The 17,054-nt window shown below is 58.6% G+C and carries 22 protein-coding genes; 9 read left to right on the top strand and 13 right to left on the bottom strand.

Features of this window, described 5'->3' with window-relative positions:
- Window positions 1-103: 103 nt before the first annotated feature.
- The 3 genes from MKZ87_RS04235 to MKZ87_RS04225 all read right to left on the bottom strand — a co-directional run bounded on the left by MKZ87_RS04235 (window position 104) and on the right by MKZ87_RS04225 (window position 2,810).
- The gene (locus MKZ87_RS04235) at window positions 104-733 is read right to left on the bottom strand and encodes a LysE family translocator (protein WP_266200340.1); all 630 of its coding nucleotides are present in this window, start codon (window positions 731-733) and stop codon (window positions 104-106) included.
- 87 nt (window positions 734-820) lie between these two features.
- Window positions 821-2,170 (bottom strand): NCS2 family permease, encoded by a 1,350-nt coding sequence (locus MKZ87_RS04230; RefSeq protein ID WP_266200339.1) that lies wholly within the window; start codon window positions 2,168-2,170, stop codon window positions 821-823.
- Window positions 2,171-2,366: 196 nt separating this feature from the next.
- Window positions 2,367-2,810, bottom strand: a complete 444-nt coding sequence (locus MKZ87_RS04225) for a MarR family winged helix-turn-helix transcriptional regulator (RefSeq protein ID WP_011333199.1) — start codon at window positions 2,808-2,810, stop codon at window positions 2,367-2,369.
- Between the two features lie 82 nt (window positions 2,811-2,892).
- Here MKZ87_RS04225 and MKZ87_RS04220 point away from each other — a divergent pair, with 82 nt between their 5' ends.
- Complete coding sequence (locus tag MKZ87_RS04220) at window positions 2,893-4,059, top strand: PLP-dependent aminotransferase family protein (RefSeq protein ID WP_266200338.1); 1,167 nt, start codon at window positions 2,893-2,895, stop codon at window positions 4,057-4,059.
- Between the two features lie 32 nt (window positions 4,060-4,091).
- Here the strand turns inward: MKZ87_RS04220 and MKZ87_RS04215 are convergent, their stop codons facing one another.
- The 10 genes from MKZ87_RS04215 to MKZ87_RS04170 form a co-directional block, all read right to left on the bottom strand.
- Window positions 4,092-4,463 carry a glutaredoxin family protein gene (locus MKZ87_RS04215; protein WP_039769909.1) on the bottom strand — a complete coding sequence of 124 codons (372 nt, stop codon included), beginning with the start codon at window positions 4,461-4,463 and terminating at the stop codon, window positions 4,092-4,094.
- Between the two features lie 103 nt (window positions 4,464-4,566).
- Window positions 4,567-5,112 carry a GTP cyclohydrolase I FolE gene (gene folE, locus MKZ87_RS04210; RefSeq protein ID WP_085701133.1) on the bottom strand — a complete coding sequence of 182 codons (546 nt, stop codon included), beginning with the start codon at window positions 5,110-5,112 and terminating at the stop codon, window positions 4,567-4,569.
- 22 nt (window positions 5,113-5,134) lie between these two features.
- On the bottom strand, window positions 5,135-6,283 hold the full coding sequence (locus MKZ87_RS04205; protein WP_266200404.1) for a tyrosine-type recombinase/integrase: 1,149 nt from the start codon (window positions 6,281-6,283) through the stop codon (window positions 5,135-5,137).
- Window positions 6,184-6,825 carry a hypothetical protein gene (locus tag MKZ87_RS04200; RefSeq protein ID WP_266200337.1) on the bottom strand — a complete coding sequence of 214 codons (642 nt, stop codon included), beginning with the start codon at window positions 6,823-6,825 and terminating at the stop codon, window positions 6,184-6,186. The genes MKZ87_RS04205 and MKZ87_RS04200 overlap by 100 nt, the downstream gene beginning before the upstream one ends.
- Entirely contained in the window at window positions 6,822-7,241 is a 420-nt protein-coding gene (locus MKZ87_RS04195) for a hypothetical protein (RefSeq protein ID WP_266200336.1), read from the bottom strand. The genes MKZ87_RS04200 and MKZ87_RS04195 overlap by 4 nt, the downstream gene beginning before the upstream one ends.
- 56 nt (window positions 7,242-7,297) lie before the next feature.
- Window positions 7,298-7,615 carry a pyocin activator PrtN family protein gene (locus MKZ87_RS04190; protein ID WP_223008154.1) on the bottom strand — a complete coding sequence of 106 codons (318 nt, stop codon included), beginning with the start codon at window positions 7,613-7,615 and terminating at the stop codon, window positions 7,298-7,300.
- Between the two features lie 158 nt (window positions 7,616-7,773).
- Entirely contained in the window at window positions 7,774-8,055 is a 282-nt protein-coding gene (locus tag MKZ87_RS04185) for a phage antirepressor KilAC domain-containing protein (RefSeq protein ID WP_266200335.1), read from the bottom strand.
- A gap of 10 nt (window positions 8,056-8,065) precedes the next feature.
- Window positions 8,066-8,656, bottom strand: a complete 591-nt coding sequence (locus MKZ87_RS04180; protein WP_266200334.1) for a hypothetical protein — start codon at window positions 8,654-8,656, stop codon at window positions 8,066-8,068.
- Entirely contained in the window at window positions 8,653-8,829 is a 177-nt protein-coding gene (locus MKZ87_RS04175; protein WP_223008157.1) for a hypothetical protein, read from the bottom strand. The genes MKZ87_RS04180 and MKZ87_RS04175 overlap by 4 nt, the downstream gene beginning before the upstream one ends.
- 83 nt (window positions 8,830-8,912) lie before the next feature.
- Window positions 8,913-9,638, bottom strand: coding sequence for an XRE family transcriptional regulator (locus MKZ87_RS04170; RefSeq protein ID WP_266200333.1), 726 nt, complete (start codon window positions 9,636-9,638; stop codon window positions 8,913-8,915).
- A 100-nt stretch (window positions 9,639-9,738) separates the two neighbouring features.
- Between MKZ87_RS04170 and MKZ87_RS04165 the strand changes: the two genes are divergently transcribed.
- The 8 genes from MKZ87_RS04165 (at window position 9,739) to MKZ87_RS04130 (ending at window position 17,047) form a co-directional block, all read left to right on the top strand.
- Window positions 9,739-9,963 (top strand): helix-turn-helix transcriptional regulator, encoded by a 225-nt coding sequence (locus tag MKZ87_RS04165; RefSeq protein WP_223008159.1) that lies wholly within the window; start codon window positions 9,739-9,741, stop codon window positions 9,961-9,963.
- A 327-nt stretch (window positions 9,964-10,290) separates the two neighbouring features.
- Complete coding sequence (locus tag MKZ87_RS04160; RefSeq protein ID WP_223008160.1) at window positions 10,291-10,809, top strand: phage regulatory CII family protein; 519 nt, start codon at window positions 10,291-10,293, stop codon at window positions 10,807-10,809.
- Window positions 10,802-11,029 carry a TraR/DksA family transcriptional regulator gene (locus MKZ87_RS04155; protein ID WP_223008161.1) on the top strand — a complete coding sequence of 76 codons (228 nt, stop codon included), beginning with the start codon at window positions 10,802-10,804 and terminating at the stop codon, window positions 11,027-11,029. The genes MKZ87_RS04160 and MKZ87_RS04155 overlap by 8 nt, the downstream gene beginning before the upstream one ends.
- The gene (locus tag MKZ87_RS04150) at window positions 11,019-13,238 is read left to right on the top strand and encodes a VapE domain-containing protein (protein ID WP_266200332.1); all 2,220 of its coding nucleotides are present in this window, start codon (window positions 11,019-11,021) and stop codon (window positions 13,236-13,238) included. The genes MKZ87_RS04155 and MKZ87_RS04150 overlap by 11 nt, the downstream gene beginning before the upstream one ends.
- Window positions 13,231-13,590, top strand: coding sequence for a hypothetical protein (locus MKZ87_RS04145; RefSeq protein WP_223008163.1), 360 nt, complete (start codon window positions 13,231-13,233; stop codon window positions 13,588-13,590). The genes MKZ87_RS04150 and MKZ87_RS04145 overlap by 8 nt, the downstream gene beginning before the upstream one ends.
- Window positions 13,591-14,117: 527 nt before the next feature.
- Complete coding sequence (locus tag MKZ87_RS04140; protein ID WP_266200331.1) at window positions 14,118-14,456, top strand: phage holin family protein; 339 nt, start codon at window positions 14,118-14,120, stop codon at window positions 14,454-14,456.
- A 133-nt stretch (window positions 14,457-14,589) separates the two neighbouring features.
- On the top strand, window positions 14,590-15,114 hold the full coding sequence (locus MKZ87_RS04135; RefSeq protein WP_266200330.1) for a terminase small subunit: 525 nt from the start codon (window positions 14,590-14,592) through the stop codon (window positions 15,112-15,114).
- Window positions 15,059-17,047, top strand: a complete 1,989-nt coding sequence (locus MKZ87_RS04130) for a phage terminase large subunit family protein (RefSeq protein ID WP_323873467.1) — start codon at window positions 15,059-15,061, stop codon at window positions 17,045-17,047. Before MKZ87_RS04135 ends, MKZ87_RS04130 begins: the two co-directional genes overlap by 56 nt.
- The last annotated feature ends 7 nt before the right edge of the window (window positions 17,048-17,054 follow it).

Below are 17,054 nucleotides of genomic sequence, written 5' to 3'. Positions count from 1 at the left end.
GGCCAGAAGGGCCGGATGTTCGGTGAATCAACGTCGCGAAGTGCGGTACATATATCTATGTGTGAGGCGAAATGTGGTCGGGTGTTGCCCGCCCTCTGTGGCCTCAGTGACTGCTCAACAATGAAGCTGCCCCTGCGCCGCCGAACAAACCGGCATTGATGCGGTTGAACCAGCTCTGGCCCTTGCCGCTGCGCAGGTAGCGTGCTGCACCGTGAGCGCCGAGGCCGTAGGTCAACTTGCACAGCAGATCAAGCACTGTCCAGGTCGCAATCATCACCAGCAGTTGCGGCAGAAACGGCTGCTCGGCATTGAGGAACTGCGGCAGGAAAGCGGCGAAGAACAGGATGTCTTTCGGGTTGCTGGCGCCCAGCATGAATGCACGTCCAAAGAGCGCGCGAAAGCGTGGAACAGGCGCCGCCTGCGGTACTTCTGCGCCAACCGATGGCTGACGCGATTGCTGCCAGCTCTGCCAGGCGAGGTAGAACAGGTACAGCGCACCGACGATCTTCAATGCGCTGAAGAGTTTTTCCGAGGCCAGCAGCAGGGCGCCCAACCCCAGTGCCGAAGCGCTGAGCAGGCAGATCGACGCACTCACACCTCCCAGAAAGGCCGGATAGGAACGGCGCAAACCGTAATTCAGACTGTTGCTGATCATCAGCAACGACAGCGGCCCCGGAATCAGGATCACCACCAGCGCAGCGCCGCTGAACAGCAGCCAGGTTTCCAGACTCATCACTTGCTCCTTTTTATCGTTATCAAGAATGTGCAAAAGCCCCACCCGTTGGGGTGAGGCTGTTTTGAAGCGTGAACCGCGTAGCGCTTACAGGAAGATGAACTTGGCGATGAAGATCGCGCAGAGCACCCACAGGCTGACGGAGATCTCTTTGTATTTACCGGTGCCGGCCTTCAGCGCGACATAGGTAATGAAGCCCAGCGCGATACCGTCGGCAACCGAGAAGGTCAGCGGCATCATGATCGCGGTGACGATCGCCGGAATGCTGTCGGTCGCTTCGTCCCATTCGATGTGCGCCATGCCGCCCATCATCAGCATCGCTACGTAAATCAACGCGCCGGCGGTGGCATAGGCGGGAATCATGCCGGCCAGCGGTGCAAAGAACATCGCGGCTATAAATAGCACACCCACGGTGACTGCGGTAAGACCAGTCCGACCACCAGCCGCTACACCGGCAGCACTTTCCACGTAGCTGGTGACCGGCGGAACGCCGACGACTGCACCGAATACGCTGGAGGCGGAGTCGGCTTTCATCGCGCGGGAAAGGTTTTCGATGCGGCCGTCAGCTTTCACCAGGTTGGCGCGCTGGGCGACGCCCATCAGGGTGCCGGCGGTGTCGAACATGTGTACGAAGAGGAACGCCAGTACCACGCTGATCATGCTGACGTTGAATACGCCGGCGACGTTCATGGCCATGAAGGTCGGCGCCAGGCTTGGCGGGGCGGACATGATGCCCTCGTAGTGCACCAGACCAATCCCCCAGCCGGCGAGGGTGACGGTGATGATGCTGATGAGGATCGCGCCAAACACTTTGTGGTAGCTGAGGATCGCGATCATCAGGAAGCAGATGGCGGCAAGCAGCGGGCCGGGTTCACGCAGTGAGCCGAGTTTGATCAGGGTGGCCGGGCTATCGACCACAATGCCGGCGGTTTTCAGGCCGATCAGCCCGAGGAACAGACCCACGCCGGCGCCCATTGCATAGCGCAGGCTGACCGGAATGCTGTTGAGCAGCCATTCGCGAATCCGCGAAAAGGTCAGGATCATGAACAGCACGCCCGAGACGAACACCGCACCGAGGGCGGTTTCCCAGTTGTAGCCCATGGTGCCGACCACGGTATAGGTGAAAAACGCGTTGAGGCCCATGCCCGGCGCCAGGCCTACCGGCCAGTTGGCGTAGAGGCCCATCAGCAGGCAGCCCAGCGCAGCGGCGATACAGGTGGCGACGAAGGCTGCACCGTGATCGATCCCGGCATCGGCCATGATGTTCGGGTTGACGAAAATGATGTAGGCCATGGTGATGAAGGTTGTCAGACCGGCAATCAGCTCGGTCTTCACCGTGGTGCCATGCAAGCTGAGTTTGAAGATGCGCTCAAGCAGGCCAGTGCGTAACGGCGGCGAGAGTTCCAGCGTCGATGCTTCGGATTTGCGGCTTTCCACAGCGAGTACTCCTCAAGAGTTTTATTGTTATTTCCAGGACCGGACCCATGAGGGGTGGCAGCGGCCCTTTGAGGCATACGCGAATTTGTTGACCATGCGGTCAGGAACTCGCACGCTGTGGATTATGCTTTTGTGTACAAATAAAGCAAATATTGTTTTTGATTTTGTGGACGAAAAGATCGGCGATCGAGCTATATCACTCGTTCGGGCGATTGGTTCCCAGCGCCAGATTCACCGCCAGCCAACCGTTGACCGCCGTTTCGCCGGCTTCGGCAAAGACCCGCTCGAGCAATTTCACCTGCTCGCGGCGCAGCGCCTGTTCGAATTTCGCGCCTTCAACCGTCAGCTCCAGCAGGCGCTTGCGCTTGTCAGTCTCGGACGCCACGCTGTCCACCAGATGCATTTCCTGTAACTGACGCAACGGCATGTTCAGCGCCTGCTTGCTGACGCCGAGCAGCGCGAGCAATTCCTTGACGCTCAGGTTCGGGTAGCGGGCGATGAAAAACACAATGCGTTGGTGCACTCGGGACAAGCCGCGACGCTCAAGCATTTCATCGGCCTTGGCGGTGAATGCCTGGTAACCAAAGAAAAAGGCTTCCATGGCCTGTTGTTGGCTGGCGCAGTTTTTAAGGTCAAGCATATTGACGCTTCCAGTGAGGGTGTCGTAATTTCAGTCAACAAGTTTGACTCATTTTTCCCATGCCTCGCTAGCGGTGACTTCCATGGCTTTTTCCGAACGTGTCTCGCGCCTCAAAAGTTCTCTGATCCGTGAAATCCTTGCCGCGGCCCAGCGCCCGGAAATCATGTCTTTTGCCGGCGGTTTGCCTGCAGAAGCCATGTTGCCGAAGGTCGAGTGGGCCGACATGCCGCTGTCTCTCGGCCAGTACGGCATGAGCGAAGGAGAGCCTGCACTGCGCGAAGCGCTGGCGGCAGAGGCGAGGGCGCTGGGTTTGCCGTGTGAGGCGAGTCAGGTGCTGGTGGTCAGCGGTTCTCAGCAGACCCTCGACCTGGCGGCCAAGCTGTACATCGACAAAGGCACCGAAATCCTGCTCGAAGCGCCGACGTATCTGGCGGCCTTGCAGATTTTCCAACTGTTCGGCGCCGATTGCCTGACCGTGCCGCTGGAGGCTGACGGTCCGAACCTTGCGCAATTGCGTCAGCGTCTGGAGCAGCATCGTCCGGCGTTCATCTATTTGATTCCGACCTTCCAGAACCCGTCTGCCGTGCGCTACAGCGAAGCCAGGCGCGAAGCCGTTGCGGCATTGCTCGACGAATTCGGCGTTACCCTGATCGAAGACGAACCCTACCGCGAACTGACCTTCGACGGCGGCAGCGCCCAGCCGATTGCCGGACGCCTGAAAAAATCCAGCTGGATCTACACCGGCACCGTGTCGAAAACCCTGTTGCCAGGCTTGCGTGTCGGCTACCTGATCGCCAGCCCGGAGCTGTTCCCGCACCTGCTCAAACTGAAGCAATCGGCAGATCTGCACACCAATCGTATCGGTCAGTGGCAAGCATTGCAGTGGATCGGCAGTGAGAAATATCAGCAGCACTTGAGTGAATTGCGCAGCTTCTACCGTCAGCGCCGCGATGCATTTCAAGCAGCGCTGGAAATCCATTTCGCCGACCTGGCGGACTGGAACACGCCGCAAGGCGGGCTGTTTTTCTGGCTGACACTGAAGCAACCGCTGGACACCCGAACGTTGCTGAATACCGCGCTGGCCAATGATGTAGCGTTCATGCCAGGCGAACCGTTCTTTCCCGAGCCCGATCGCAATCCCGGCCACCTGCGCCTGAACTTCAGCCACATTGATCCGGCTCGTCTGGACGAAGGGCTCAAGCGGCTGGCAGCGGTGGTGCGCCAGGCGCAGGCGGCGCAGGCGGCATGAAAAAGCCGGCCCTCAGGCCGGTTTTTTTTGAGTCAGACTGCGGCGAACCGCTGGTTCAGATATTCGATGATGGTGTTGGACTCGTACATCCAGGTGGTCTGGCCGTTCTCTTCGATGCGCAGGCACGGCACTTTGATCTTGCCGCCCTGTTCCAGCAGGGTCTGACGATCCTGCTCGTTGTTTTTCGCGTCCTTCAGGGCCACCGGAACGTTCAGACGGCGCAGGCTGCGGCGGGTCTTCACGCAGAACGGGCAGGCGTGGAACTGATACAGGGTCAGGTCCTTGGCGGCGGCGTCAACCTGAGCCTGGGCAGCGGCGGGGCGCTGTTTCTTGCCTGGGCGAGTCAGGAAATCAACGAAGATGATCAGTTGGCCGAGGCCGACACGAAGCGCTTTGACGAACACGTTACAAGCCTCACAGGGACACTGAAGAAGGCGCGCAGCTTACCCGATTTTTCACGGACGAAAAAAAAACCGGCGATCAACGCCGGTTCTTTTCTGCAATCAATTACTTGATCAGGCTGAGAAACTCGCTGCGGGTCGCCGCGTTTTCGCGGAACTCACCGAGCATCACCGAGGTGATCATCGACGAATTCTGTTTCTCCACACCGCGCATCATCATGCACATGTGCTTGGCCTCGATCACCACCGCCACGCCCAGCGCGCCGGTGACCTGCTGGACCGCGTCGGCGATCTGGCGGCTGAGGTTTTCCTGGATCTGCAGGCGGCGGGCGTACATGTCGACGATCCGCGCGACCTTCGACAGGCCCAGCACTTTGCCGCTCGGGATGTACGCGACGTGGGCCTTGCCGATGAACGGCAGCAGGTGGTGTTCGCACAACGAGTAGAGCTCGATGTCCTTGACCAGCACCATTTCGCTGTTGTCGGAGCTGAACAGGGCACCGTTGGTGACCTCTTCGAGCGTCTGTTCATAACCGCGGCAGAGGTACTGCATGGCTTTGGCGGCACGCTTTGGCGTGTCGCGCAGGCCCTCGCGGGAGACGTCCTCGCCCAATTGGCCGAGAATCGCGGTGTAGTTCTGTTCCAGTGTCACAGAGGCTGATTCCATAAGGGTTTCAGAGGGGTACTGTTTCTGTCTGTACCAATTTTGTACCAATCAAGCTGTTTTCGAGCTTTCCGAGTTCACCCCAGTCGGTGCTGGAGTTGATCCATCGGGCGTAGGTCGATAGCAACATCTGAACGCTATGACCGAGCTGAGTGGCAATAAACGCAGGGTTCATACCCGCCATGAGGCACATGGTAGCGTAAGTATGTCGGCAGTTGTATTGCCGGCGGGCGCGAATACCCAATTCGGTCAGTGCAGCCTGGAAGTGTTTGTCGGTTACGCTCGATTGTTGAATGAACTCGAAGTTCTTCGTCGGCGGGAACACGTAGGGCGATTCGGCGCGTTTGCGGCGGCTCTGCAAGGCGCGTTGTTGCGCCTCCAGCTCGGCTTGCTCAAGGGCGTGCAGCGCTCTGCTGTTGAGCATGACCTGGCGCACGTTCCGGGTTTTGGTGCGCTCCTCGATCTTGTAATCCGCGACGATCCGACACACGTTGACCAGTCGCTTTTCCTTGTCGACCTCCTCCCAGCGCAGTGCCGCGATTTCGCTGGGGCGCATGCCGGTGTAAAACGCGAACTCGAAGTACGCAGCGTAGATCCGCATCGAATGGGTCAGCGTCTTATATAGGTGATCGATAATCTGGTTGGCCTCACCCACGGTGAAGGGATCGATGGGTTTCTTGGCCTTCACCGGCAGCTCAATGGACTCCACCGGGTTACGGTTGATCAGACCGTCTTTCACTGCCGTACCGAACACCGTGGTCAGACGCTGGATCGCCGCGCGCTTAACGCCCGGTGTCGGCCATTCTGTATTGGCTACCACCTTGCGCAGCATCACCGACGTGATGCTGTCGATAGGAAGCATCGCCAGATATGGCATCCAGTACAGATTGAGCGAGCCGAGGTAGTTCTTGCGTGTCCCGGCCACGATCTCGCGACTGTTGAGCCACTCCTGGGCGTACTCCCCGAAACGGGGAGTTGCCGAGTAGTTGGCATAGGTGGAGTTGGGGAACAGTTCGGCGTAGCGCTGATCATCCAATACGCCATGCTTGATCAGGCTGGCTACGTTAGCGCGTAGGTCGGCGGCAGCCTTAATCCCCTTCGGCGTTTGGGGATAGGGGAGGGTTTCGCAACGGCGTTGCCCGTTCCAGGTGAAGCGAATGCGGACGGACTGTCCAGCAAATTCAACTCCGGTGGGCAATCCCATTGGCTTTCTAGCCATGCCTCGTATCTCCTGATGCTGTAGTAAATGCGGCTGTCGATGGTGTTCCAAACACCTTTAGGGATAACGCCTCTGGCGCGCTTACCTTGTAACGCCCGGCGGGTGGTACCAACCAATTCGGCCATCTTGTCTTCTGGAATCTTGTCCAAGTGATAGGTCGGAAGCGATGAGTCGGCATCGTCATCAGCGGGCGTATACCCCTCAACAAGCTGCGCGGGCGAGCGTTGCTGAGCTGTCAGCGTTGCATTGGGTGTCGCTGCCCGGCGCAGCTTTTCTTGGGGGGGAAGTGCCTCGGTAACGGCTTGAGGAAAAGCACTAATGCCTGCTGCTGCGCAGCAGAGACTTTTTATTTCTTGGGTGTCGACGCGCGTGCTGTCGCAGAGCAACGCGGTCGATAATCGTGCTCGTACGCGAGATTGCTCGCCGCCTTGCTCTGAGATCCGATAATGAGTCGGTCCGAAGTAGGAGAGTGTGCCGTTCATGCCGCCTCTCCCTCCTTTGCAACCTGAAGAAGGTCTGCCATGGCCAGCGCTTGGTCGCGCAGGACTCTGGTCTCGCGTTCGAGTTTTTTGCTCGTGCGGAAGGCGGCGAATGTCTCGGCGGCGATCCGGAGCTTGTCTGCGATGTCGAGCAGCGTTTGGCGTTCAGGTTCGCCGAGTGCCAGCGCTTGCTGAAGGCGTTTGCTGAATTGGGCTAGGTGGGCGTGGTCGGCCCTGATGAAGTCGAGCGAAGCCCTTAACTCGCGAATGGTCTTGGCGCTTTCGGCGCGCTGGATGTCGTCGCTTTCTTCCATGCCGGCGGACACTCCGTCGCTGTGGCCCATGAAGTAGCCGGCCCAGACCAGTAGCCCGGCCAGGGTGATCAGGACTATAAGTGCGCAGATCTGAATTGCAGTCATTTGGTTTGCTCCTGGTTCAGTTGCGGACTGGTGGTGGCAGTCCATTTGGTGGTGGGTTACTCGGTTGGCTCATCCTGCTGAGAATGCATGTCTTCGTCGGCTTGGTAGGCTCGAATGTCGATGAGTGATGCGACATGCCGAATGTGTGCGTATTTGGGCGCTTTCCGGCTTGAATCCAGCGTGGTGATCGGAAGCTGGATCCGGCCGCTGTTGATTTCCGACACGAACTTTTGCTCGTTGAGGTTGCGGAAATATTTCTCGCGCACCGTCTCCAGCGGAATCAACACGTCACCGAAGGTGCGGTAAAGCAGCTCGATGGTGGTGGACTCAGGGGCAGGACGTAGCCGTAGTAGGGCTTGGGCTGCGTTACTCATTGCTTTGTGTGGCCTCCTTGCGTTGTCTTCTTGCCGGATGGTTCCAGGCGTTCAGGCAGTGCCGTTTCGTCAGCTCCCGCAGATGCTCGGGCACTTCAAGGAGCGCGGCATTGCGCTCCTCTCGTGTCCGCATGGCGATAATCTGTCGGGCGTATTCCCTAGGCCACGTCACGGCGGTCTGCCGGGATGGCGGGTAGGTCGATGTCGAGTTGTTCAGCCAGCCAGTGGATGCCGGCCTGCTGGACACGGGTCGACTGGCTGTATTGCAGTCCGTACTTCTCGTCGTACCAGGTACTGTCCTTGACCCGCAGATACTCTTTGTCGCGTTTGGGGTAGGCCGGCAGGTTTCCCTTAAGCAGGTCTCTCTCCCGCATGAGGGCGATGAGCTTTGGTCGGGTCAGGCCGAGATGAGCGGCAGTTTGGGCGAGTGTGCGTTCCATGTTATCCACCTCATGCCGCATGTGCGGCAGGTGTCGCGGCTGCCGCCAGATGGATAATGGACTCAGTGACATCGCCGTAGATTTCGATATCGGTGCCGCCCACGGTGAAGCAGCGGGTATTCGGCCTTTTGTTGCCAACACTTAGGATGACGGTCACACCTCGTCGCGTATTGGTGCGATGAATGGCAACGTGCAGGGGGAGATCGAGCCCCATGTCGAGGCTCAACACTCCGCCGTTACGCACAAGTTCAAACACTCGCTGCTTGTCTTGCACCTCAAACCGACCGTACTCCCGGCTGGCGTGCGGGAGATGAGTTAGGTCGCTGGTACTGCTCGGGTCAAGCGGTCCGTTGGCGACCTCCTCAATGAAGTCGGCCAGCTTGAGGTGCATCTTCTTGTCATTCTGCAAGGTCAGCGTGTGGCGTTCGCAGCCCAGCTCGACGACAAAAGTGCTTTTCACTGTGCCGCGTTCAGCCTTGAGTCGGAATGCCAGGCATTCACGCTTAGGTGCTGTTCGCAGGACATGGTTGAAGGTCTCGGTCAGGTTGACCTGGGCGTTGAGCAACTGCAGGGTGCGGTTGTCGATCTTGTACTTGGTCATGCCGCGTGCCCTCCGTCATTCGGATCGAAAGGGAGGGGCTGGGATTTGGCAATCAGCCTGGGTTTGCTTTTATGAATGATGACCAGGTAGCCGGTGGCTGACTGCAGCTGCTCGATCATCTTTTTGTTGCTGACGCACGCCGGATGGACGTGGAGGGTTGCGCAGGTTTGCATGGTTTGCCTCGCTCTGTGGTGAAAGAGTGAGACAAATATCACGCAGTGTGTTTTTTAAGTCAACACGATATGTGATTATTTTGTCACGTTGCGTGCAAAAAACGTGATGACTTTAGGATGCCGCCGACTAAGTGAATCTCAATCACGTCGCTCGCGGCGATATGGATTGGCGGATGTTCAGCATTTACGCTGTCCAAGCGGTACATTCCATCTCTCAGGTAAATGAATTCCTTAATCATCGTTCGGCCTTCTGCGGTTCTGACCACAACCTCATCGCCGCTGAAGTAGCTCTTGTTGGGTTCGATCAGCACGTACTCACCATTTTTTATCCTGGGAAGCATGCTGTCGCCGGTAACCTTTAGTCCATAGGCATCAGGGTCATCGCTGTGGATGCTCAAGTAACCATCACCGTGGCCTGGAGGAAAATCAAGCGCCTCAAAATATCCTTCATTGCCTAGCTGTGCGGTTCCAATCACCGGAACACTCCCTGTTTTCGCTCGTCCTGCTGATGTTAATCCTTCGCTCTGGCTGCTTTTGAGCCGAGGGGGGTATCTGATGTCGAAAATGTTTCCATGCGCATCACCAGATAAATGAGGTAATGGTCCCTCGACATCTTTGACCAGTTCTGTCAGTGGCGTTTTCAGGGCAGCAGCAATTTTCCCTAGATCCTGAAGGTTGGGCTGGCGTTGATCCTTTTCATAGTTACCGATACGAGACTGTGATTCCCAGCCACAGGCAAGTGCCAGATCCTTCTGGCTCAGACCTTGGGCTTTTCTGAGTGATTTGATGCGTGAGCCGAGTGTGTTCATTTGTCTTTTTTACCACGCATTGAAATAAATTTATCGCACTTTGCGTGTTGTAAAAATCACGATACGTGTTTATTCTGCGCTTCAGTTACAGGAGATCTTTATGAACAGGATTGCTGACCATCGAGAGAAGGCGGGTATCAAGCAGCGTGATTTGGTTTCGATTCTGGGCTGGACGCAGACACGGGTTAGTAATTATGAGTCCGGACGCCGTGTAGCCGGACTTGCAGAGTCTCGTGCAATTACGGCTGCTTTGAATCAACTCGGAATTAAATGCTCGCTTGATGATGTTTTTCCGCCAGAGATGGATTTCAAGAAAGTAGCTTAGAAAAAAGGCGACCCAAGGGTCGCCCAGTTCCTCCCGACACGCACCACCACAGCGCTGTCGGGCCGCGATTGGGGTTGGCGGGCAAACCAAATGCAAAACCGCCCACACCTTTCGCGTTTTCCAAGGCTCGGAAGCCTTGGTGTTGCTGCCATTTCCACCACAGAGCTGGCAGCTGTTGCGCCGGGGGTGAACAACGGATTGTTCGCCTCGGCACGGTGCCGGTGTTGGTCTTAGCAACCTCGCCGGCGTTTGGGCCTATCAAGCCACACGACAAATGTATCACCACTCCCTGTCGTGCGGCACTGGCAACATTCAAGGATTAATGCCATGAGCCGTATCATTCTGAGCTCTCTAGACCGGGCGCAGCGGGAAGTCCTGCCGCTTGATCTTGCGCTTTACCATGCCGCACGGGACTACCCCGGTGGTGCCGCCGCCATCGCCGCCACCACCGGCCGGAATGCGACCACGCTGCAGCATAAGCTTTCCCCAACCCACCCCAGCCACACGGTGAACATTCAAGAGTTCGGCGAGATTCTGGAGCTGACCAAGGATCGCCGCATTCTGGATGCAGTACATGCGTTGGTCGGTGACACGATCTGGCAGGAGCTGGCCGAGGCGTATACCAATGACATGCCCGAGACGTTGACTACCGGCATCGCGGAATACTTCCGCAAGGTGGCGGATCTGGCAGACATCTGGGCCAAGAGCATCGGTGACGGTGTCGTTACTGATGAGGAACTGGCCGCGATTCGCCTGCAGGTGTTTCGTGGGATTCAAGGGCTGTTGGGGTTGTTCAACCGCGCCACGTATGTCAACCAGACGACACGGGGTGTTGATCGTGGCTGATATCGCTGACTTTGCTAATGACCTGGTGCAAGAGCGCATCGATCAAGCGCTCGCTGCACGCAACGCCACCAAGCCTGGCTTGGTGGCGCATTCGTTTCTGTTCTGCGAAACGTGCGATGACCCGATCCCTGAGGCACGTCGTTTGGCGCAGCCCGGTTGCACGCAGTGCGTGGGTTGTCTGTCTCTCGCCGAGCTGAAGGGGGCACACCATGCTCGATGAAGTGTTGGGGCAATTCGCGGATTACGGCCTTGAGCCTGCGCTGCCACTGGTGTTTGGCAAGCTGACCCGGTGCAAGACGGCGCAGGACAAGGGCAAGGAAAAAAATGGCTGGTACATCGCCCATGAGCATCACACCGAGAAGGGCGAGACGCTTATTTTCGGCGCGTTCGGTGACTGGCGTTCGGGTGAGTCGCAGAAGATCAAGGTCAAGGCCGGGCGGACGTCGCCGGAAGAGCGTGAGGTCATGCGCGCACGACAGGAAGAGGCAAAGCGCCGGGCTGCTGAGATCGCAGCCAGTGCGGCGCGTCGTGCGGCCAAGCGTGCGGCAGGCATGTTCAAGCGCATGCCGGAGAAAGGCCGAAGCGACTATCTGGATCGTAAGCAGATCGTTGGTATCGGTGTTCGGTATGCCCCGCGAACTGGCGCGTTCCTGGTGCCGATGTGCAACGTGCGCGACGAGATCGTCGGCCTGCAGGTGGTTTACCCAACCAAACAAGAAGACACCGGCCGGGACAAGACGTATTGGCCCTATGGGATGTCGAAGGAGGGCGCTTTTCACCTGATCGGTCCGCATCCGGATCCGGGTGAGCCGGTGTTGGTGTGTGAGGGCTACGCCACGGGCGCAAGCCTGCATATGGCAACTTCGCTGACTGTGGCCATCGCATTTGACGCTGGCAACTTGCTGGTGGTGTGTAAGGCGATGCGTGAGCGCTTCGCTGGTTGCCCGCTGATCATTTGCCGGGACGATGACTGGAAGACCACGAAACCGAACGGTGATGCCTGGAACCCTGGTGAAGAGAAGGCCAACAATGCGGCGCTGATCGTCGGTGGCCAGGTGGTTGCGCCGATTTTCTCCGGCGAGCGTGAGGTCAAGTGGACCGACTTCAACGACTTGCATGTTGCCGAAGGTTTGGAGGCTGTGCGCCGTCAGGTGCTGGCGGTGGTCAAACCGCCGGCCGCTGGTGGCTGGAAAGACATGCTGGCTCGAAGCGAGAGCGGGGCGTTGATCGCGCACATGCAGAACGTCGAGTTGATCTTGGCCAACGATGAACGTTGGGCCGGGGTGATCAGTTACAGCGCGTTCAGTTCGAAGATCGTGAAGCTGCGTGCTGCACCGTATGGCGGCGGCACGGGCGATTGGGCGGACATCGATGATGTGCGGGTGATGAAGTGGCTCGCGCAGCAGTACAACTTGCGGGTGAAGGCGTCGCATGTGATCGAGGCGGTGAGTGTGGTTGCGCATGACCATGCGTTTCATCCGGTGCGGCAGTATCTGCGCAAGCTTGAGTGGGATCGCGTGCCGCGCTTGGAAAGCTGGCTCACGGATGTCATGGGCGTGAAGGCCACCGATTACTCGAGCAAGGTCGGCAAGCGCTGGATGTTGTCGGCCGTGGCGCGGGTGATGAAGCCGGGCTGCAAGGCTGACTCGGTGATGATTCTTGAGGGTGCGCAGGGCGCCGGTAAGTCGACGGCGATGAGCATTCTCGGCGGTGAGTGGTTCATGGATACGCCGTTCGCCCTGGGCGACAAGGACGGCTTTCAGGCGATCCGGGGCAAGTGGATCGTTGAGCTGGGCGAGCTGGACAGTTTCAACAAGGCCGAGAGTACCAAGGCCAAGCAGTTTTTCTCGGCGTCCACCGATACCTACCGTGAGAGTTACGGCCGTCGCACGATGGACGTGCCGCGTCAGTGCGTGTTCGTGGGTACGACGAACCAAGATGAGTACCTGAAGGATGCGACCGGTAACCGCCGTTATTGGCCGGTGGCGTGTACCAAGGTTGATTTGGAGCTGTTGCGCTCTATTCGCGAGCAACTGTGGGCTGAGGCAGTGTTCTGTTACGACGCGGGCGATCTCTGGTGGGTGACGCTGGATGAAGCGGCGATGTTCGGCGAGGAGCAGGACGAGCGCTTCGTAGTGGACGAATGGGAAACGCCAATTTTGACCTGGTTGGAAGAGTCGCAGATCGGTGAGACCACCACCGGCAGTGAGGTGTTGACGCAGGCACTCAAGCTCGACCCAGGGCATTGGGGTAAGCCGGAGCAGATGCGGGTCGGGGCGATCCTGCATCGATTGGGCTGGCGACGTTACCGGCTCGGGGCGATGACCAAGAGCCGGCAACGATTGTGGGGCTACAAGAAACCTGCGGATTGGGGCAGGGCGCCAGCTTTGGAGCAACCTGCTTTCGAGGAGCCTTGCTTCGATGATTAAGGAGATCGATTCGTTGCTGAAGCTTTGGGCTCAGGAGCTGCATTCCGAACATTCGAAAGGAGGGCTCGCTGGGGGAAACATGGTTGCCATGATGATGGAGAGTAATGGGCAGTTGATCCGTGGAAGACGGGCCTTTCGTGCACCGCTGGAGGGTTCTCTCGACATCGAGCTGATCGTGACAAAGCACTTGGCTCCCGAGCTGGTGAAGGTTGTGCGGGAGCATTACTGCACGCTCGATGTGGATATGCGCTTGCGCTACGCACACTGCGGTTGCGGCCGTGACACGTACTACCAGCGTCTGCATGACGCCCATCTGGTTATCTGGGGCATGTTAATGGGGGTGGCTGCTTGACCCCAGGCCTGACTCCGGCAGTTGTTGTCCTACCGGCCCGCCTTGTCCCACTATGTTTTGGCGTAGTGGGACAGGGGCGGGCCTTGTCTTTACAGGGTTGTCCCACCGTCCCACCTTGCAACGTCACCCGCCCGTATATGCGTAGCAGGCACAATGTACGCGCGCTTCACGCGCAAGCGTGTTCTTAGATTTCTTCCTTTACACGAGAAGAGAGAGAAATAGGTAGGACGGTGGGGCGAAGCCCCGAATTTAGGCGCTCTCAGGCGTCCCACTTCGATTTTGAAAGGTGGGACGTATGGGACGCCGCCGAAACAACAGAATGCCGGGGTGAGTTATTCGCCCACATTCGCTAGACGTTCACCCCACATTGACCACTTATTCACTGGGTGGCATTAATCCGGGGTTGCTGCCACCGGAATCGACCTGTAAAAAGTAGTCATCTTCGATAGGTGCGACCGCAGAGAGCGGCAGGCACCACACCACCAAACCCGGCCATTGCGCCGGGTTTTTGCGTTTAGGGGTTGGCGATGACAAACGAGCAACAAGCGCTGGCAGAGATGCCGATCTGGTTAGTGATTGTCCTGGCCTTGGTCGGCGGCGTATCGGGAGAGATGTGGCGGGCCGACAAGGACGGGGCGCGGGGCTGGGCGTTGTTGCGCCGCCTCGCGCTTCGATCCGGGGCCTGCATTGTCTGCGGAGTGTCGGCGATGATGCTGATGATCGCGGCGGGCATGACGATCTGGACGGCAGGCGCCTTGGGTTGCCTGACGGCGATGGCCGGTGCCGATGTGGCCATCGGGTTGTACGAACGCTGGGCCGCCAAGCGGCTGGGCGTTTCGGAGTCGACATCGGCCGACCGCAGCTAGGTCGGTGGCCGGGTGGGGGGCGCCATTTTTCCGGGTCCTCCCTGAGGGCCGCCCCCTACACGGGTTAGCGAACTCGCGGGATCTCTGCAGCTGAGAATTTTGCAGTGATGTCCGTCTTTTCAAAGGGTTAGATATGGGCAGGACTGTTAGCAAGGCCGACTTAAGCGAGATCGTCGGTCGTGATGAACGCACCCTGACCCGTTGGCAGAACGACGGCATGCCAGTGACCGAGTTCGGCCTCGGTCGGGGCAACGAAAACCAATATGACACTCAAGCAGTGATTGAGTGGCTGATGCACCAGGCCGCGCTCAACGGCAAGAAAGAATCTTCCCGCGACCGCCTCGACCGGATCCGTGCCGACCGCGAAGAACTCGCGATGGCCAAGGATCTGGGGGAGGTCGTCATTGCCGATGACTTGGTCGAGCGCTTCGAAGCAATGATCACCGCTGCGAAGGTGGAGCTACTCAACACATTCCCCGACGCCCTGGCCGCCGAACTTTCGGCGCGCTACGGGGTGGAGGTCGACGACCAACTGATCAGGGATCCCATTGAAGCCATCCTGAGGAGGCTTTCTGACTATGACAAGGATGATGCCCCGTCAGATGGATATTCTGACGAACCGGACGATCCGGAGGGTTTTGAAGAAAACGGCGACTAAGGCGCTGCGCGGCGCCTGCCGCAAGTGGGCGCCACCGCCGCGCATGAGCATCATCGAGTGGGCTGACAAGTACCGTTGGCTCGCACCCGAGGAAGCAGCGCGCCCTGGCAAATACCGCTTCGACGTGACACCGCACCTGACCTGGCCCGGTGGGCCGTTGGAAGCGTTGGACGATCCAGCCGTCAGCGAGATTGTTGGCCGTAAGTCGGCACAGGTTGCCTGGACGTCTGGCGTGCTTGGGAATGCACTAGGCAAGTGGATCGACATTGACCCGTCACCGATCCTGGTGCTGTTCCCCAAAGCTGAAGCCGCCAAGCAATACGTTGGCGAAAAGCTCGAACCGATGATCGAAGCCACGCCACGCCTGCGCAAGAAAGTCGACTTGCGTAGTCGCAAGCTGCAGCAGCGTCAGGACTTCAAGCGCTTCCCCGGCGGCTTCCTGAAAATGGTCGGTTCCAACAGTCCGGCCAGCGTGAAATCCACGCCAGTGCCACGAGTGGCCATTGAGGAGCCTGATGACTGCAACCTCAACCTGCGCGGTCAGGGCGACAGCATCAAGCTGGCCAAAGAGCGACTGAAAACCTTCCGTCGCTCGAAGATCATCATCGGTGGGACACCGACCATCAGAGGCCTGTCGGCGATTGATGCAGAGCTGGAACTGTCGGATAAGCGGGTTGGCTTGGTGCCCTGCCATGAGTGCGGCCAGGAACACTCGCTGAGCTTTGACAACCTGCATTGCGATGAGGACCCGGATTACCTGCACGAGGTGTACGGCAAGAAGCGTCCGGAAAAAGCGTTCTATTCCTGCCCGCACTGCGGTGGGATCTGGGACGACAACCAGAAAAACGCCAACCTCAAAAACGGGCGCTGGTCGGCCACGGCTGAGTTTCGCGGGATTGCGGGCTATATCCTGAACGAGCTGTACGCGACGTTCTGGGGATCGCGCTTTCAGGTGCTGATGGAGAAGAAACTTCAAGCCGAGCACGCCGCTTCGCAGGGCAACATCGGACCGATGATCGCCTTCGTCAACAGCTCCAAAGGTGAAAGTTACGAGTACCAGAGTGACGCGCCGAAGACTGACGAACTGGAGAAGCGCGCCGAGCCTTACGCTGAACTGACAGCACCGAAAGGTGTGTTGCTGGTCACCGTTGGCGTCGACGTGCAAGGCGATCGCCTGGCCCTTGTCATTACCGGGTGGGGGCGTGGTGAAGAGTCATGGCGGCTTTACTGGGGTGAGCTTCATGGCAACCCCATCGATCCGCATGATGCTGTTTGGCAGGAGCTGGACCGGGTGATCTCTCGGCCGATTCCCACCGAGGGCGGCGCCCAACTGGCGGTGTCTGCGGTAAGCATCGACAGCTCCGACGGCAACACCAGCGATGCGGTTTATGCCTACGTTCGGGATCGCCAGCGCTACAACGTCATGGCGATCAAAGGGGCCTCCGTCGATAGTCGTGACAAAGAGATTTTCACCAAACCACCGCAGTCAGTGGATACCTCGCAAGACAACACCAAGGCTGCGAAATACGGCCTGCGGGTACACATTGTCGGCACGCACAAAGCCAAGACGTTGATCGACGGTCGGCTCCGACTCAAAGGCAGTGGTCCAGGTCGAATGCACTGGTACAGCGAGATTCGCTCGGACTACTACGAGCAACTCACCAACGAAGTGCTGGCCCCACACGCGCGTAACCCCAGCAAGATGGTGTGGCAGAAAAAGGCCGGACGGCGCAACGAAGCGCTCGACTGCGAGGTGTACGCCTTGCATGCGGCGCGCAGTTTAAAAACCCATCTGCTGCGCGATCACGAATGGGACCAGTTGGAGCAGCAACAGCTACAGCCAACTCTGTTCACCACCGAACAACCGGTCGCACCGGTACCGCGCCGAGCCGTCGCTCGTGGGCGGGGCACCCGCAGTCGCGCGGGCTACTAGGAAAACA

Origin of the sequence: Pseudomonas sp. MCal1, from assembly GCF_026341415.1 — a bacterium.
Classification (GTDB): Bacteria; Pseudomonadota; Gammaproteobacteria; order Pseudomonadales; family Pseudomonadaceae; genus Aquipseudomonas.
The sequence above is the reverse complement of the archived record's forward strand: the minus strand, read 5'-3'. Positions and strand labels throughout refer to the sequence as shown.

Coding starts and splice junctions, on each gene's coding strand:
- MKZ87_RS04235 (WP_266200340.1), bottom strand. CDS start 733: ATGAGTCTGGAAACCTGGCTGCTGTTCAGCGGCGCTGCGCTGGTGGTG.
- MKZ87_RS04225 (WP_011333199.1), bottom strand. CDS start 2,810: ATGCTTGACCTTAAAAACTGCGCCAGCCAACAACAGGCCATGGAAGCC.
- MKZ87_RS04220 (WP_266200338.1), top strand. CDS start 2,893: ATGGCTTTTTCCGAACGTGTCTCGCGCCTCAAAAGTTCTCTGATCCGT.
- MKZ87_RS04200 (WP_266200337.1), bottom strand. CDS start 6,825: ATGAACGGCACACTCTCCTACTTCGGACCGACTCATTATCGGATCTCA.
- MKZ87_RS04195 (WP_266200336.1), bottom strand. CDS start 7,241: ATGACTGCAATTCAGATCTGCGCACTTATAGTCCTGATCACCCTGGCC.
- MKZ87_RS04190 (WP_223008154.1), bottom strand. CDS start 7,615: ATGAGTAACGCAGCCCAAGCCCTACTACGGCTACGTCCTGCCCCTGAG.
- MKZ87_RS04185 (WP_266200335.1), bottom strand. CDS start 8,055: ATGGAACGCACACTCGCCCAAACTGCCGCTCATCTCGGCCTGACCCGA.
- MKZ87_RS04180 (WP_266200334.1), bottom strand. CDS start 8,656: ATGACCAAGTACAAGATCGACAACCGCACCCTGCAGTTGCTCAACGCC.
- MKZ87_RS04175 (WP_223008157.1), bottom strand. CDS start 8,829: ATGCAAACCTGCGCAACCCTCCACGTCCATCCGGCGTGCGTCAGCAAC.
- MKZ87_RS04170 (WP_266200333.1), bottom strand. CDS start 9,638: ATGAACACACTCGGCTCACGCATCAAATCACTCAGAAAAGCCCAAGGT.
- MKZ87_RS04165 (WP_223008159.1), top strand. CDS start 9,739: ATGAACAGGATTGCTGACCATCGAGAGAAGGCGGGTATCAAGCAGCGT.
- MKZ87_RS04160 (WP_223008160.1), top strand. CDS start 10,291: ATGAGCCGTATCATTCTGAGCTCTCTAGACCGGGCGCAGCGGGAAGTC.
- MKZ87_RS04150 (WP_266200332.1), top strand. CDS start 11,019: ATGCTCGATGAAGTGTTGGGGCAATTCGCGGATTACGGCCTTGAGCCT.
- MKZ87_RS04145 (WP_223008163.1), top strand. CDS start 13,231: ATGATTAAGGAGATCGATTCGTTGCTGAAGCTTTGGGCTCAGGAGCTG.
- MKZ87_RS04140 (WP_266200331.1), top strand. CDS start 14,118: ATGACAAACGAGCAACAAGCGCTGGCAGAGATGCCGATCTGGTTAGTG.
- MKZ87_RS04135 (WP_266200330.1), top strand. CDS start 14,590: ATGGGCAGGACTGTTAGCAAGGCCGACTTAAGCGAGATCGTCGGTCGT.
- MKZ87_RS04130 (WP_323873467.1), top strand. CDS start 15,059: ATGGATATTCTGACGAACCGGACGATCCGGAGGGTTTTGAAGAAAACG.